We start from the raw sequence: 13,847 nt of genomic DNA, 5'->3' as shown, positions 1-13,847 counted from the left end.
GTCTTGTTATGCAAAAAGAGTATACGATTATTGGTGGTGGCGTAATAGGTTTAAGCATTGCGTACCAACTCGTAAAAGCAAAGCAACGTGTTACGATCTTCAATATTACAAGCCCTACTACCGCTTCGTTAGCTGCTGGAGGAATGTTGGGAGGACAAAACGAATTCAGTGAGCCTTCTCCTTTATTTGATTTAGCTATCGAAAGTCGAGCAGCACATAAAAATTTAGCTAAAGAATTAGCCACACTAACAGGCGTTGATGTAGAGCTCATACCGTCTGGCTTAATTAAAGTAGCCACAAATGAACAGCAAAAACAATTTTTGCACAAGCAATATCAGTTTTTACAAAAACAAAAGACAACACCTGTCTACTGGAAAGATGCACATGATGTAGAACCTTTGCTTACACCACATTTAGGTAGAGCTTTACACATTACAGCAGATCATCAAGTAAAAGCACGGCAATTAACAAAAGCACTTACCATCGCTGTACAAAAATTAGGCGTGCGTATCATTACCCAACATGTTAGAAAAATTACAGCAACTAGCGTCGTTACTGACAATGCGAGCTATCCATTTACACAGCTTATCGTTGCAGCTGGGGCGTGGTCAAAGCAACTATTACCTCATCTCCCACTTTATCCTGTCAAGGGTGAATGTATGATGGTCAAAACTGCGCATACACCAAGCACTACAGTATTTGCAGTTGATGGCTGCTATATTGTACCTAAACGCAATAATGAAGTGTTAATCGGGGCCACAAGCTACCCTAACGAAGTTGATCCTAATGTCACAGTAGGTGGTATATTATCGTTACTAACTAGAGCCACTGCTATGATGCCAAGTTTAAAAGACGCTACTATTATCGAAAGTTGGTGTGGTGTGCGCCCACAAACAGCTGATGGTTTACCTATTATCGGCGCAATATCGCCTACGATGTATGTATGTACTGGCCATTACCGTAACGGTATTTTACTCAGCCCGATTACAGGTAAGCTTGTAGCACAAGCTTTGCTAGGCGACGTAACTGCTACCCAGCGACTCGCGCCTTTTTCACCACAACGCTTTACACAAGGAGGGTATGTATGCAACTAACAGTAAATGGTCATACAGTAGATGTGCCCATACATGTAACAACAATTGGGCTACTACTCGATCATCTTCAATTAAATAAAGAATTGGCCATTGTTGAATTGAATCGTGTTATCTTACAAAAAGATGAACGGGACGAGGCTACAATACAGCCAGATGACTATATCGAAATTGTACAATTTGTAGGAGGCGGTTAACATGTTTTCCATTGGACCATATACATTCCATTCTCGCTTATTTTTAGGCACAGGTAAGTTTTCCGATTTTGATACACAAAAAGAGGCGGTAGCTGTTTCTGAAACAGAAGTTTTAACCTTCGCAGTACGCCGTATGAATATTTTTGAACCGACACAGCCTAATTTTTTAGAAAAAATTGATGTCGCAAACTATACATTACTCCCTAATACTGCTGGAGCAAAAACTGCTGAAGAAGCTGTGCGTATTGCACGTCTAGCTAAAGCTTCTGGCTTATGCGATATGATTAAAGTAGAAATTATAGGCTGTGATAAAACATTATTACCTGATCCTGTCGAAACATTGCGCGCAACAGAGATGCTCTTAGAAGAAGGCTTTATTGTTTTACCATATACTTCTGATGATGTATTACTCGCAAAGCGACTACAAGATTTAGGTTGTCATGCGATTATGCCAGGCGCTTCACCAATTGGCTCAGGGCTTGGTATTATTAATCCGGTTAATCTCCGCTTCATTATTGAGCAAGCTACGGTACCTGTAATTGTCGATGCTGGCATTGGTTCAGCTATGGATGCCGCTCAAGCGATGGAACTAGGTGCGGATGCGGTATTACTTAATACTGCAGTTGCTTTGGCAAATCAGCCTGTTAAAATGGCTTCTGCTATGAAGCATGCGATAATCGCAGGACGTGAAAGTTTTGAAGCTGGGCGCATCCCTAAAAAACACTATGCTACTGCCTCTAGCCCTCTTGAAGGTCTAAGTAAATGACACGCTATTCAAGACAGGAACGCTTTATTCCTATTGGCGAACAAGGGCAAGCAAAACTGGCGACTAAGCATGTCCTTATCGTAGGTGCTGGCGCACTTGGTGCACCTACGGCGGACTTACTTGCGCGAGCAGGTATTGGTAAAATCTCAATAATTGATCGTGATTTTGTAGATTTATCTAATCTGCAACGACAAACATTGTATACGGAGCGCGATGTAGTGAAGCGGCTACCTAAGGCCAGTGCTGCAAAGCAACGACTACTTGCCGTTAATGCAGATGTACAAGTTGCTGCCTATGACCAAGAAGCTACTGTTCATTTTTTAGAACAACTGTTAACTACTGAGACCATTGACCTTATTTTTGATGGTACGGATAACTTTGATACACGCTTTATCATTAATGATATCGCGCACAAACACCAAGTGCCGTGGATTTACGGCGCATGCGTAGGCGCAAGCAGTTTATCATTATTTATTGAGCCTAACCAAACACCATGCTTACACTGTATTATGGGTGGCTTACCTACAAGTGGTCCAACCTGTGATACGGTGGGCATTTTAGCTTCTGCTTCACAAATTACAGCGGCAATGCAAGTGGCAGAAGCATTAAAATATTTAACGGATAATAAAGAAGCCATGCGAGGTACAGTGTTTTCCTTAGACGTTTGGCAAAATACATTTTCCTCTATGGATGTAGCTAGCTTAAAAAAAGACGATTGTCCAACTTGCGGTACTTCGCCAAGCTATCCATTTTTACAGCAAGACGCTACTACACGCTTTGCATCTTTATGTGGGCGCGATACAGTACAAATACGTCCCACCTATACAACACGTGACCTAACTACGCTAGCTAACAAGCTAACGGACGCAAGCATTACACATCACAATGAATTTTTACTGACATTTAAAGTGACAGGCTATACATTAACAGCCTTTCGTGATGGACGTGTTTTTGTACATGGCACAGCTGATGTTACGGAAGCTAAAAAGATTTATTACCAATACTTTGCATAACAAAAGGGATTGCGATGAGCCGCAATCCCTTTTGTTTATTTATAACGAATCACTTCCTGTGCTGGTTTACGATAACCGCGTGAGTACTCGTCCATTGGCACAGCTTTGCCTAACGTAATCATCATAACAATTTCTTCATTTGCAGGAATGTCTAAAATACGACGCACCTCAATTTTATCAAAGCCAATCATTGGGCATGTGTCCCAACCGTATGATTTTGCGACAAGCATAAACTGCATAGCTACAAGTGAACCATTACGAATGGCTTCCTCACGCGCAAAACTCTCACCTCTCGGTACATAAAAATCACGAATGACTTCTTCTTTCATCGTTAACACATCACCTGTCAAAGTATGTGCATAAATCTCTGCCACATTCTCATAAGCTTGCGCATCGCCTGTAATAATGATTACAGCAGATGCATTTGTAATTTTTTCTTGCATAAGGCTAACTTCTTTTAACTCTTGTTTGACTGTTTCATCACGTACAATAATATATTTGGCGTGCTGCAAATTAAATGCTGTTGGCGCAAGTTGCGCTTCTTCTACCATAACCTCAAGTTGCTCTGTACTAATTGGCACATTAGGCTCAAAATCTTTTGCCGAACGACGCTCATTAATGACTGTTGTAAATTCCATAATTTTTCATCACCCTTCGTCTCTACTATAACGAAGAGCAATTGCCATTTTCAATTAAAGTGCGCTCAAACATCAACATATGCTGTGCTTGAATGTAATCTTCAATAATAGGCTGTGCATAATGTTTTGTAAAATAGTGCCACTTTACATCATAAAGCGTAAAACCCAGCTTTTGGTAGAAGGCAATATTACTAATGCTTGAGTTAGCTGTACCAACAATAGCGCGCTCATACTCGCTATAATGACGACAAAGTTGCGTAACTAACCATTTGCCATAGCCACGCCCCTGATGCATCTCATCAATCGCAATATTTTTCAGTTCAATAGCACCATCAACCTCAATACATAGCGCTACACCAATACGCTCACCCGCTTCAATCAGCTCAAATAAATCACCTTCATGTAAATATGAATGAACTACAGCCTCGTCTTCATCTGCTAATAATAATAGTGGTACATAATCTTGTCGTTGTGTCGTTACTTTTTTTAATTCCATATCGTTCTCCCAAATTCATAGCCGAAATATGCAGCAAAACCAATTAGCACAAAACCTGCTAATACAGACACCCACATAATGGCTGTTTTATTCATGGCGCGACGCGTTGTCGCTACAATTGCCATTAAGGCAATATCATGTAGTAGTATACCAGTCAATATGCCCGCTCCTACAACAATAAAGCTTGCCTTATCACTTGCATCAAATGAGCTAGCGAGTACCGTGCCAAAAATACTTACCCAAAATACTAAATTACTTGGAGACACTGCTACAAGTAAGCCATTACGGTAAGAAGAGGCTAGCGATTTGGTAGTTGTTTCACCAGCTAACGTAATATCATCACTCGCATGCTTAATACTATCAATACCTACATATAATAGAAACAAAGCACCAATTAACCACATCGCACTTTGAATAATAGGTTGTGCTAACACTGAGGCTAACCCAAAATACAGTGCCACAATAAGCAATAAATCAATCGTCATGCCACCAAGCCCTACTACCCAGCCGTGCATAAAACCGTTCTTTAAACCTTGCTTCGTCATTTCAATCGTTACTGTACCTACCGGGAGGGCAATTGATAATCCGAGTACAACGTATGTAAAATATAATCCCATGTTTGTACTCCTTTCTGTTTATAAAAAATTATACACAAAAAAGAGACGAGCTCGCCTCTTTTTTAACTACAATCCCAGCTATATAAAACACGATCAAATTTACAAGCGCGCAAATCTTCTTCTGCAATAAAGAAGTTAGCCACACCGCAATCTCCCCATAAAATGCCATTGTCCATATCCGAATCAATTTGCAATAATAAAATATCATTGCGGCTGTATTTTGTATTACCGTCTTCACCACGTGGGTCCCACTGTGTGAAGTAAGGGTAGCCGCCAATTTTTGCACCTTGCTCCCCATTTACTTCGTTATATGGATCAATAATCTCTTCATATACATCATACTTTACATCTTCAATGCCAAGTAACTCATCAAAACGATAATCGCTTGTTGATATTGGTGTTTCGGTCAATTGAAAGGCTAGTGCACATTCTTTTTGAATAGGAAAATAATCCTCTTCTTCACCATAATTAAGTGTATCAAATGCCGTAAACCATTTTGTTTCATCCTGCTCAATATGTTCATGGTAAACTACTCTAAAATCTTTTTGCTCACACATATCATCAAAGTTTAAACCAGTAAGGTCATCATTTAATACAAAGAACTGTAAAATCCCTCGCTGTGGGAATGGTGCTGGTACGGGGATAGCTGACAAATTTAATTGCGCCAATAAATGCAATGCCTCGCCAGTACTAGCTGTTGGGTAAGGCTCTGATTTTAACCAATAAGGTTTACCTGCAAATTTGCTTTCTAGTGTGCCTGTTTTTGCAGGTGTTGGTGTGATGGTTACTGTTGGTCGTAGTGTCGCTTGTAAAGTCGCCTCGTATTGCTTTAGTGCAGTAGGTAATTTCATTGTATAGCCTCCTATAAAGAACGTTTGTTCTTATTTTAGCACATTATTTAATCTTTGTAACCTCTCCCTTTGTCATTTGTAAAAGTTCGTCAGGCGTTAATTGAAAAACCGCCATTGGATGTCCTGCAGCAGCCCAAATTGTTTCGTACTTCCATAAATCCTCATCAATTAAAATACGCAGGGGATATTTATGCGCCACAGGTGGCACACCACCAATAGCATAGCCTGTATGCTCACGCACAAATGCCGCATTAGCTTTAGCCAAAGGTGCTTTAATAAAAGTTGCTACACGCTCCTCACTCACACGATTAGGACCACTTGCCACAATTAACAGTGCCCTACCACCAATATCAAAAACGATTGATTTTGCAATCTGTGCCTCATGGCAACCAATTGCCTCAGCAGCCTCTTGCACTGTTCGAGTACTGCTTGGTAACTCTACTACTTCGTTTGTAAATCCTTGTTGCTGTAAATACAATTGCACTTGTTTTGCACTTTCCTTCATAACTAACACCTACTTTTCTGAAATTTCTTTCAATATACATGAAAAGCACCCAGGGAGCTAGGTGCTTTTCGTCTGAACTATGCGTCTTCGTGTTATTAGTTGTTATCTGAGCTGATTGCAACTTCTAGTAAAGCAAAGTCTGCACCAAGCAACGGGCTGTTTTCACGTTCCTCTGCTGATTTACTATGACTTGCTTTAAACTCTGGGCTATGTAGCCAAACATTAAATGAAGCCTCATCTACCCAACGTGTACAAATACGGATTTGGTCTTCGTCTTTACCGTTTAATTTCTTTAAGACCTCTAAACCTAAAAATCCTTCAAACTTACTAATTTCCTTAGGGTTTTGAAAGCGTTCGATAATTTCTTCGCCGTGCCCTTTTTTAATACGAATTGTGTTCATTGCAACAATCATGCTGTTGCCTCCTCTGTCATTTTAGTTTGTAAGTAATCAAAAACAGGTTGTGCCTGCTCGCCACCCATTTTTGCATGATGTAAAAGTGGGATGCCATGTGCACCTGTCGCTGTTAGTGCTTCTGGTTGCGCCTCAATCATGGCTTGCACAATTGCTAAGTTCCCTAGCATTGCCGCTGTAAAAATATCCATACGTGCTACCGCGCGCTAATAAAAATAAGGCAATATCTCGACGCCCTGTATGCGCTGCCGCTCCTAAACCACTCTCCCAGTCACCTGTATCCCAATTCATTACTGCATGCAATAGCGCTGGCTCCTGCTCGTATAATACTTGTACTTTTGCAAAGTCGCCATGTGCCGCAAATATAAATTCACGCACTAGCTCTTTGTCTAATGGGTTGCCATTCATCATAATGGGTATGCCTCCTTGTTTAAACGTTGCGGTGTAAAAAATGCACGTCCGTTTTGTTGATAAATCTCTGCATCAATTTCAAAAATGGATTGAAACATCTCACGGCATAATACACATTGTGGTATGCCGTCATATTGAATAGTGCCATTTTTTAATACGACTAAACGATCGCTATACTGGGCTGCTTGATTAATATCATGCAACACCATCACAATCGTCATACCTAGTGTTTCATTTAGCTCATGCACTAGCTCCATAACTTCAAGCTGATGGGCAATATCTAAAAAAGTTGTAGGTTCATCTAGTAGTAAAATATCAGGTCGCTGTGCCACTGCCATCGCAATCCAAGCACGCTGTCGCTCGCCTCCTGATAGTGAAGGCAATAAGCGGTTAGCGTAATGCTCAAGCTTTGTAACACCCATAGCCCATGCTACGATATCATGATCTTCCTGTGACATACCCCGACCTTTCCGGTGAGGTGAACGTCCAAATTCAATTAGCTCACGTACCGTAACATCCATTTGATGATCTTGCATTTGAGGTAGCATCGCTAACTTCTTTGCGACATCAACGCTCTTTAAACTATAAATATCGTGACCATCAAGTACGACATTGCCTTGTTGAGGCTTAATTAATCGTGAAATCAAGCGTAGCAGCGTTGATTTACCCGAGCCATTTGGTCCGATAAGGCTAACAATCTCACCTTTTTTAATATGCAAATCTTCCACTTGTAATGTAAATGATGTCGGCTGACGAAACGATAATTGTTTAGTTTGCAGCAACGTTGTCCCTCCTCTTTTGAATCATGTATAAGAAAAATGGTCCGCCAATAAAGGATAATAAAATACCTACGGGTAGCTCAATTGGGTCAAATGCTGTGCGTGCAATTGTATCTGCTACCACAACAAGTAAACCGCCACCTAATGCCGCCGCTGGTAATAAATAGCGATAGTCATTACCAATAATTAAACGTAGCATATGTGGTATAACAAGTCCGACAAAACCAATTAATCCGGATACACTAACCGCTATACCTGCAAGTAAAGCACTTAATACAATTAACATAAAACGACTACGCTCTACATTATGTCCGAGTAATTTTGCCACCTCATCACCTAAACGTAATAAACGAATATGGCGAATAGAAAATAGCGATAAAATTAATGCAGCAACCACATAGTAAACAACCATATTAACTTGATGCCAACCCGTGCCCGCAATACCGCCTGATAAATAATAAGCGCTGTAATTAATGCACCTACAAAGGCGGCTAAAGGTAAAAATAAAATATACATAGGATATAAAATCATAATACATACTGCTGCTAGACCCGCGCCTGATGATACACCAATAATACCGGGGTCTGCAAGAGGGTTACGCATGACGCCTTGTAAAATGGAGCCCGCTACCGCTAAACACATACCAACCATTAAACCAATTAACACACGTGGAATGCGTAAATCCCAAACAATGCGTCGTGCTAATGTATCCTCCTCACCGGTTATACCATGCCAAACCTCTGCTACGGTAAACTTTACAGGGCCAATCATTAAGCTACCAAGTGTTGCTACAATAAGCAGTACAACTAAAGTTATGAGTGTAATCATTCGTTTTTTAGCGAGTGGGTGTGTCGTTGACTCAAGCCTTGCTTGCCTAGCTAATGTCATGTTACTTAACCGCCTCTAATTGCTTCTGCATTTCTTCTAGCGCGTCAACGATATGTGTACCTGGGTTTGTGCCAAATAAGTCTGAAGGTAAAATTGTTACTTTACCATTTTTTACAGCGTCTAAGTTTTTCCATGCTGCATTTTGCGCCATTTCTTTTTCAAAAGCTTCACGTACTGCCTCTGGCTCACCATGTGTAATTAACATTACAGCTTGAGGGTTACGTTCAATAATTTTTTCTACGCTTAAGCTAGCATAGTTAGGGTATTTTTCTTCTTTAGGGAAATCAGAAGCGATATTTTCGCCACCTGCTTTCGCTAATAAATCACCTGATAATGAGTTAGGTAGCGCCGCTAAGTAAGTACCTGGTGCACCGTACACTAAAATTGTTTTAACGCCAGCATCTGCTGTTTCTTCGATTGCTTTCATTTGTGCTGTAATCTTGTCATTAATTTCAGTTGCTTTATCTTCATTACCTGCAAGCTTACCAAAAAATGTTAATGTATCTTGAATGTCTTGAATTGAATTGGCTTCTGTATAAATTACCTTCGTGCCTTGCTTCTCAATGTTAGCTGCATGGCGCTCAAAACTAGGGCTAACAATTAATACATCAGCGCCCACTGCCGCAATTTGTTCAAAGTTTGGCTCATGAGGATTACCAATTTCTTGTACATCTTTTAAGCTGTCAGCTACAGGACCACGTGCGTTTGGACGTCCTACAATTTTAGCATCTACGGCTAATAGCATATCCATATCACCCGCGCTCATAACAGCAAATGTTTCTGGGGCTTTATCAAAGCTAATCGTATTGCCAAGTGCATCTGTTACTTCTAACTTCTCTACAACCTCTGCTTTAGGCTCTTCCTTATCAACTTCCTCTTCTTGCGGTGTTGCTTCTTTCTTTCCACCACAAGCTGTCAAAACAACTAAGCACAGCAGCGCTGTCATCATAAGTATGTATTTTTTCATTTTCGTCTCCTCCAACTGATAATCTTTATCAACTAAACTTATCACTTTATCGATAATGATTCTCATTGTCAACATATTTTCTGAAAAATAAAAAAAGCCTAGCAAAAGCTAAGCTCTTTTAATCAATTAATTTTCACCTAGTAAAATAATAAATTCTAACGTAATCGTTTGTATTTTATCGGCAATAAATTGTGCTTTTTGTACGCTGGCTACATTTTGCATAAGCGGTGTCATATCTAGTAACTTACGCATTAATTGCGGCGCTAAATCTTGTTGATAACTTACTTTTAACTGTGTCGTTTTGGCAAATTGTTGCTCAAATAAGGCGATGATTTTGGCGTTAGAGTAGGGGGATTTTTCAGGGAAAAAGGCTTGACGCAATTCCGCTAAATAATGTTCACCTGGCACTACTTTAACCATACACCCAGTAGGACGTAAAATACGTCTAAACTCTTTGTAATTAGACGGTGATAAAATATTCACAATCGTATCCACACTACTGGTTGTTAATGGGATATTAGCTAAATCCGCAACTTGCCATAGCACGTTATCATAGCTAGCTGCCATTTTAACGCCCTCTTTCGCAAGATCAATACCTATACCTACCGCGCCCTGTGGTAATAATTTTTGTAAATGCGTGCCTTCCCCACAGCCTAAGTCTGCAATGACAGTAGCTTGCCCTACTACCTTAGCTAATTCTTGATGAAGCGGGTCATAAAAACCACTCGTAATAATGTCTCGACGTGCTGCAAAAAGCTCTTTCGTATAAAGTTCTTCACTACGTTGCGGGGCTAGATTAACATAGCCTTGCTTTGTAAAATCAAAAGTATGGCGATTAGCACATACTATGCTTGCATCGTTAACTTCCACTTGCTCATGACAAAGTGGGCAACGTAATAAGGCTTGATGTTGTTGCGCAAAATGAATGCGCTGTTGTTTTCTAGTCATGCTTAAACTCCTTTAAGGCATTTAATGTTGTTACTGTCAGTGGCGTTGTTAATCGCGTCATAACGCCTAAACAGCTGCTCAATATAGTGCTCATTAGGCTCATTACTACCGCAAAACGAATAGCATACGGTTGATCTGAACGAAAATACGGCTGTAAAAATCGCCACATTTCTTCACGATGTGCCTTTGTACTTTTTAATCTTGTACAAAAGCTATCGCAAAGCGACCAATTTGTAATATACGGAACAAACGCTACAATGCGCTGTTCATCATAAGGTAAATAACCAATCACAAAACCCTGCAACATCGTTTCTTCAAAACAGGTTGGTTGTGCTTGCCAATACGCTGGCTGCCGCTTTGCGATATCCTTAGCTAACGCGCGTAGCTTTGGCACACGCACACCTAAAATATCTGTAACACCTGGCAATAATTTAGCTGTAAAAGCACGGTACTCCTCCTCAGCTAATTGCTCTAACTGGGCTCTCATAAATATCCTTCTAGCTTGAGTAGCTGTTCTTTTAATGGCAGTCCCGCACCGGAGCCAACCAACTTACCAGTAGCATCAATTACACGATGGCATGGAATCATAATTAAAATCGGATTTTTATTATTGGCATTGCCCACTGCTCGTGACGCGTTGGCATTACCAATTAACTCAGCTATTTGCTTATAGTTTTTAGTTTGCCCATAAGGAATGACCTGTAGTGCTTGCCATACACGCTGTTGAAATTCTGTGCCTTGCGGTGCAAGTGGTGTTGTGAACGTTCGAAGATCACCGTTTAAATAAGATGTTAGCTCACGAATGGCTTGTTGCATAACCGCATTTTCCCCTTGTGTTATATCTTTCTTAGGGTTACCTGTGTACAATGCTGTTACTGCGTGTGCTGTTGCCTCAATTGTTACTTTGCCAATTATCGTGTTATACGTTTTTTGCAGCACAACGCTCACCTAGCTTTACTTTGACTTGTGGCCACTCCTCTTCAATTACACTGTAAATGACTGTATCACGATTTTTGCCATCTTTACGAATGCGATGATTACGTAGCACGCCTTCCTTCGTGGCACCAATCGCTTCAATTGCTTTACATGAGGCAATATTTTCGGCATCTGTTTTAATGGTTACACGGCGTAATCCCCATTGCTCAAAAGCGTAGCTCATTAATAAATACTTGGCATTGCTATTAATTGCTGTACCTCTTGCTGATGGGCTAAGCCAACTAAAACCAATTTCAGCCGTTTTATTTTTTGCATCAATCGCCATAAATTTTGTAGCGCCTACGATTTTATTCGTAGTCATATCAATGATGACCATCGGAAATTCTGCTTGATTGGCTAAAGCTTCATTAATATATACTTCGATTGCTTCTAAGGAACGCGGTGTAATAGGTAAATATGTCCATGTGCTATCATCTTGAGCAATCGCCCATAAAGCGTCTGCATCTTCTTTTACCATTTGACGCAATTGCACTACGTCATTTTGCAAATATGTTGTCATCTTATCCCTACTCTCTTTTTTTCTATTATACCTAAGGAAATTTATTAGTTGACAATTTTGTTATTATCCTTCATAGTCTATATAACAATACTTATACCCCTATAGGTATAAAACAGGAGGTTCATTCATTGTCACAACAAATTCCTAACAGTATTCCAAAACCATTAGTTACAACAAACCAAGTATTTATCGTCATTACATCACTGCTTGGTGTCTTTGTGAATACAAATATTTTATTTATCCCATTTCTTTTAGGTTTATTTACGGTCATTACTAAAATCAATCCTATCGTCATGATGGGTAAACCTTTTTTACGTAAACCGTTACACACGTACCATCCTGAAGATAAGGATCAACAAATTTTTAACCAGTGGATTGCAACAATCTCATTAGGTCTTGCATTATTGTTCTTTTATCTTGGTTGGAATGTAGCAGGCTACATTTTTGCAGGCATGGTAATTGCAGCTTCAGGTATTGCTTTAACAGGCTTCTGTATCGGCTGCTGGATTCGTTTCCAATATCAAATGTGGAAACACCGCCGAAAAATGGCGAAAAATGCGTAACACTCTGCCGACAGTTTTTGTCGGCACTTTTAATTAAAGGAGGAATTTCAATTGAGTTTAGCGCAAAAAATTTACCGCTTCCCAGCAAAATACATGTTGGTGAGTGTACCATTAATTTTAGTACTCGGCTTTATTGTTGGTAATGTTGTAGATACTTCTTTTTTACAACCTACCTTATTAGTAGGTACGATTATTATGATCTATGCGACAATGGTTGGCTTTAACTTTAAACAACTAGCTTCTACACAAGGCACGCGTGTACTCATTTATTCCGTTGTCATTAATTTCGTTATTATTCCACTCGTCGCTTACGGTTTAGGTGTGTTATTTTTAAGTAAACACCCTTTAATGTTTGCTGGACTTGCATTATCTGCATTGCTTCCGACAAGTGGTATGACAATTTCTTGGACGATGCTACAAAAAGGCAATGTTGGTGTTGCCGTAAAATTAACGATTTTCGGTCTACTCATCGGCTCAATCGTCACACCTTGGTATTTGCTTATGATGGTCGGTCAGTATATCGAAATTAATGTATGGCAAACGATGCAAACGATTTTAATTGTTGTATTTTTGCCGATGTTATTAGGTCACTTAACTTTCAAAGCTATTTTACGTAAACATTCCCTTGAGCACTTCAAAAAAAATATTAAACCGAAATTTGGACCACTTAGTATTTGGGCAATGCTCTACGTCGTATTTGTCAGCATGAGCATGCGCGCATCAATGATTGTCCAAAATCTAGAGCTAATTGCTATTGCTATTGCAGTGCTATTATTATTTTACGCAATCAACTTTACGCTTAGCACAGTAGTCGCTACAAAATTCTTTAATCGTGCAGATGGTATCGCGCTCGTTAATGGTACCGTACTACGTAACCTATCACTAGCAATCGGTATTGCAGCTACTTCTTTCGGAGCAGAAGCAGCACTTATTGTCACGCTAGCCTTTATCGTACAACAACAATTTATCGCAAACTACGCGCAAATTGCTAAAAAACGTTGGTTTAAAGAAAGCGAACCACAATTACAACCCGCTACAAAATAAAAATTGAAAACTGTTGTTCATATTGCGTTCATTTTTATTCAATAGTGTCGCATGAATTTTAACAGAATTTTCTGTTTTATTTATTTTTCACTTCAGAAGAAAAACAAAGACACTTGAACAGAGGTAGTAATCATCCATTTTTTTACTATAACTTGTGACATGTGC

18 protein-coding genes and 2 pseudogenes are annotated in these 13,847 nt (G+C 39.8%); 6 read left to right on the top strand and 14 right to left on the bottom strand.

Translation table 11 applies throughout. The annotated features are described in order from the left end of the window. Positions 1-8: 8 nt before the first annotated feature. From thiO to DDE80_RS09410, 4 genes are read left to right on the top strand one after another with little or no spacing between them, the layout of a single operon-like run. Positions 9-1,094, top strand: coding sequence for a glycine oxidase ThiO (gene thiO, locus DDE80_RS09425; protein WP_108307406.1), 1,086 nt, complete (start codon positions 9-11; stop codon positions 1,092-1,094). Next, positions 1,085-1,288 carry a sulfur carrier protein ThiS gene (gene thiS, locus DDE80_RS09420; protein ID WP_108307405.1) on the top strand — a complete coding sequence of 68 codons (204 nt, stop codon included), beginning with the start codon at positions 1,085-1,087 and terminating at the stop codon, positions 1,286-1,288. Before thiO ends, thiS begins: the two co-directional genes overlap by 10 nt. Before the next feature lies 1 nt (position 1,289). Next, entirely contained in the window at positions 1,290-2,054 is a 765-nt protein-coding gene (locus DDE80_RS09415) for a thiazole synthase (RefSeq protein ID WP_108307404.1), read from the top strand. Further along, complete coding sequence (locus tag DDE80_RS09410; protein WP_108307403.1) at positions 2,051-3,067, top strand: ThiF family adenylyltransferase; 1,017 nt, start codon at positions 2,051-2,053, stop codon at positions 3,065-3,067. The genes DDE80_RS09415 and DDE80_RS09410 overlap by 4 nt, the downstream gene beginning before the upstream one ends. Positions 3,068-3,102: 35 nt before the next feature. Here the strand turns inward: DDE80_RS09410 and DDE80_RS09405 are convergent, their stop codons facing one another. From DDE80_RS09405 to DDE80_RS09340, 14 genes and pseudogenes are all read right to left on the bottom strand, one after another. After that, complete coding sequence (locus tag DDE80_RS09405; RefSeq protein ID WP_427901804.1) at positions 3,103-3,708, bottom strand: nitroreductase family protein; 606 nt, start codon at positions 3,706-3,708, stop codon at positions 3,103-3,105. Positions 3,709-3,730: 22 nt separating this feature from the next. Further along, positions 3,731-4,201, bottom strand: coding sequence for a GNAT family N-acetyltransferase (locus DDE80_RS09400; protein WP_108307401.1), 471 nt, complete (start codon positions 4,199-4,201; stop codon positions 3,731-3,733). Beyond that, entirely contained in the window at positions 4,192-4,818 is a 627-nt protein-coding gene (locus DDE80_RS09395; RefSeq protein ID WP_108307400.1) for a LysE family translocator, read from the bottom strand. Before DDE80_RS09395 ends, DDE80_RS09400 begins: the two co-directional genes overlap by 10 nt. 62 nt (positions 4,819-4,880) lie before the next feature. After that, positions 4,881-5,669 (bottom strand): YwqG family protein, encoded by a 789-nt coding sequence (locus DDE80_RS09390; protein WP_108307399.1) that lies wholly within the window; start codon positions 5,667-5,669, stop codon positions 4,881-4,883. Between the two features lie 43 nt (positions 5,670-5,712). Beyond that, positions 5,713-6,174 carry a YbaK/EbsC family protein gene (locus DDE80_RS09385; protein ID WP_108307398.1) on the bottom strand — a complete coding sequence of 154 codons (462 nt, stop codon included), beginning with the start codon at positions 6,172-6,174 and terminating at the stop codon, positions 5,713-5,715. 95 nt (positions 6,175-6,269) lie between these two features. Next, a complete protein-coding gene (locus tag DDE80_RS09380) occupies positions 6,270-6,587 on the bottom strand; it encodes an antibiotic biosynthesis monooxygenase family protein (protein WP_108307397.1) in 318 nt (105 codons plus the stop codon). After that, positions 6,584-6,998: pseudogene (locus tag DDE80_RS09375) on the bottom strand (ankyrin repeat domain-containing protein). Before DDE80_RS09375 ends, DDE80_RS09380 begins: the two are co-directional and overlap by 4 nt. Next, the gene (locus DDE80_RS09370) at positions 6,995-7,780 is read right to left on the bottom strand and encodes an ABC transporter ATP-binding protein (protein WP_036144315.1); all 786 of its coding nucleotides are present in this window, start codon (positions 7,778-7,780) and stop codon (positions 6,995-6,997) included. The pseudogene DDE80_RS09375 and the gene DDE80_RS09370 overlap by 4 nt, the downstream one beginning before the upstream one ends. After that, a pseudogene (locus DDE80_RS09365) lies at positions 7,767-8,548 on the bottom strand (FecCD family ABC transporter permease). The gene DDE80_RS09370 and the pseudogene DDE80_RS09365 overlap by 14 nt, the downstream one beginning before the upstream one ends. A 118-nt stretch (positions 8,549-8,666) precedes the next feature. Further along, a complete protein-coding gene (locus DDE80_RS09360) occupies positions 8,667-9,632 on the bottom strand; it encodes an ABC transporter substrate-binding protein (RefSeq protein ID WP_108307396.1) in 966 nt (321 codons plus the stop codon). Between the two features lie 126 nt (positions 9,633-9,758). Next, on the bottom strand, positions 9,759-10,580 hold the full coding sequence (locus DDE80_RS09355) for a putative RNA methyltransferase (RefSeq protein WP_108307395.1): 822 nt from the start codon (positions 10,578-10,580) through the stop codon (positions 9,759-9,761). Further along, a complete protein-coding gene (locus tag DDE80_RS09350) occupies positions 10,573-11,067 on the bottom strand; it encodes a DNA alkylation repair protein (protein WP_108307394.1) in 495 nt (164 codons plus the stop codon). Before DDE80_RS09350 ends, DDE80_RS09355 begins: the two co-directional genes overlap by 8 nt. Beyond that, complete coding sequence (locus DDE80_RS09345) at positions 11,064-11,519, bottom strand: methylated-DNA--[protein]-cysteine S-methyltransferase (RefSeq protein WP_235612310.1); 456 nt, start codon at positions 11,517-11,519, stop codon at positions 11,064-11,066. The genes DDE80_RS09350 and DDE80_RS09345 overlap by 4 nt, the downstream gene beginning before the upstream one ends. Next, the gene (locus DDE80_RS09340) at positions 11,500-12,075 is read right to left on the bottom strand and encodes a GNAT family N-acetyltransferase (RefSeq protein ID WP_108307393.1); all 576 of its coding nucleotides are present in this window, start codon (positions 12,073-12,075) and stop codon (positions 11,500-11,502) included. Before DDE80_RS09340 ends, DDE80_RS09345 begins: the two co-directional genes overlap by 20 nt. 128 nt (positions 12,076-12,203) lie before the next feature. Between DDE80_RS09340 and DDE80_RS09335 the strand changes: the two genes are divergently transcribed. Next, a complete protein-coding gene (locus DDE80_RS09335) occupies positions 12,204-12,638 on the top strand; it encodes a DUF4395 domain-containing protein (RefSeq protein ID WP_235612309.1) in 435 nt (144 codons plus the stop codon). Between the two features lie 51 nt (positions 12,639-12,689). Further along, positions 12,690-13,682 (top strand): arsenic resistance protein, encoded by a 993-nt coding sequence (locus tag DDE80_RS09330; RefSeq protein ID WP_345788848.1) that lies wholly within the window; start codon positions 12,690-12,692, stop codon positions 13,680-13,682. Positions 13,683-13,847: the final 165 nt, after the last annotated feature.

The sequence above is a fragment of the Metalysinibacillus jejuensis genome, from assembly GCF_003057615.1.
In the GTDB taxonomy this organism is placed as follows: Bacteria; Bacillota; Bacilli; order Bacillales_A; family Planococcaceae; genus Metalysinibacillus; species Metalysinibacillus jejuensis.
Note: the sequence above shows the minus strand (reverse complement) of the source record. Positions and strands in the feature narration are given on the sequence as shown.

Excerpts from the sequence above, each read along its gene's own strand:
- thiO (WP_108307406.1), top strand. The coding sequence starts at position 9 with ATGCAAAAAGAGTATACGATTATTGGTGGTGGCGTAATAGGTTTAAGC.
- thiS (WP_108307405.1), top strand. The coding sequence starts at position 1,085 with ATGCAACTAACAGTAAATGGTCATACAGTAGATGTGCCCATACATGTA.
- DDE80_RS09415 (WP_108307404.1), top strand. The coding sequence starts at position 1,290 with ATGTTTTCCATTGGACCATATACATTCCATTCTCGCTTATTTTTAGGC.
- DDE80_RS09410 (WP_108307403.1), top strand. The coding sequence starts at position 2,051 with ATGACACGCTATTCAAGACAGGAACGCTTTATTCCTATTGGCGAACAA.
- DDE80_RS09400 (WP_108307401.1), bottom strand. The coding sequence starts at position 4,201 with ATGGAATTAAAAAAAGTAACGACACAACGACAAGATTATGTACCACTA.
- DDE80_RS09395 (WP_108307400.1), bottom strand. The coding sequence starts at position 4,818 with ATGGGATTATATTTTACATACGTTGTACTCGGATTATCAATTGCCCTC.
- DDE80_RS09390 (WP_108307399.1), bottom strand. The coding sequence starts at position 5,669 with ATGAAATTACCTACTGCACTAAAGCAATACGAGGCGACTTTACAAGCG.
- DDE80_RS09385 (WP_108307398.1), bottom strand. The coding sequence starts at position 6,174 with ATGAAGGAAAGTGCAAAACAAGTGCAATTGTATTTACAGCAACAAGGA.
- DDE80_RS09380 (WP_108307397.1), bottom strand. The coding sequence starts at position 6,587 with ATGATTGTTGCAATGAACACAATTCGTATTAAAAAAGGGCACGGCGAA.
- DDE80_RS09360 (WP_108307396.1), bottom strand. The coding sequence starts at position 9,632 with ATGAAAAAATACATACTTATGATGACAGCGCTGCTGTGCTTAGTTGTT.
- DDE80_RS09355 (WP_108307395.1), bottom strand. The coding sequence starts at position 10,580 with ATGACTAGAAAACAACAGCGCATTCATTTTGCGCAACAACATCAAGCC.
- DDE80_RS09350 (WP_108307394.1), bottom strand. The coding sequence starts at position 11,067 with ATGAGAGCCCAGTTAGAGCAATTAGCTGAGGAGGAGTACCGTGCTTTT.
- DDE80_RS09340 (WP_108307393.1), bottom strand. The coding sequence starts at position 12,075 with ATGACAACATATTTGCAAAATGACGTAGTGCAATTGCGTCAAATGGTA.